The sequence below is a fragment of the Bacteroidota bacterium genome (genome assembly GCA_039821555.1).
GTDB lineage: Bacteria > Bacteroidota > Rhodothermia > Rhodothermales > Rubricoccaceae > JBCBEX01.
In genome coordinates this window covers 1-725 of the sequence record JBCBNX010000063.1, presented here as the reverse complement: position 1 = coordinate 725, position 725 = coordinate 1, and the positions used below count along the sequence as shown (strand labels likewise).

Sequence of the window (725 nt, the reverse complement as noted above, 5' to 3'; positions counted from 1 at the left end):
TAAGCCTCGAAAAAGAGTACCAAATAAGCTTACTGCGTCTCTGCCTCTTCACAGGTTACACAACCGGGGACAATGTCCCCTTCTGCTTCCGATTGGGGGTAGTTCTTCGCCCGGTTGCGCCTTCGGCCTCGGCAACCGGGCCAAAATCACTCTCCTCCGCATCTGAAGACATGAAAATCGAAAGATAGATGATTTTCCAGATTGAGGACGTGAAAGGTTGGTCTTATATGCAATTTAAGTACCCTCTTTTCCTCCTCCTCCTCGTCCTCCTCGTCCTCGTCCTCCTCCTCGTCCTCCTCGTCCTCGTCCTCCTCCTCCTCCACCTCCCGTCGTCTGCTTCGGATCTTTAGGAGGACGAGGGTTACGACCCGCCGCTTCGTGCAGTAGTCCACCCTCCCCTTCAACGCCTTCTCCACCTGGTTCTTCACAGCGCACGAAAGGTACGTATCCTAGGGGTTACAAAGGTGCTCGCGCGTATCCTTTATAACCTGACGGACAACGTTCCCTCACGCGTTGTTGTGGAGCGCGGTACCGACTCGCGACCCGCGAAAGAGAAGGGGGGTAGTGTCGCCCTCGGGGATTCGTTCCCAGAGAGCTTAAACATGACTGCTCCTCAGCCTGTCCAACCTCTCCCTTCTCGCGGCCGCCAGTGGTGTCTGGAGCCCTCCTGTCCCCGTTTCCGGCCCCGCGACCTGCAGAGAGACATGACAGCCAAAAGGACTATA

Annotated in this window: 1 protein-coding gene; it reads right to left on the bottom strand. The window is 56.3% G+C overall.

The genetic code is table 11. The features are described 5' to 3' along the window. Positions 1-146: 146 nt before the first annotated feature. The gene (locus tag AAFU51_18850; protein ID MEO1573302.1) at positions 147-428 is read right to left on the bottom strand and encodes a hypothetical protein; all 282 of its coding nucleotides are present in this window, start codon (positions 426-428) and stop codon (positions 147-149) included. Positions 429-725: the final 297 nt, after the last annotated feature.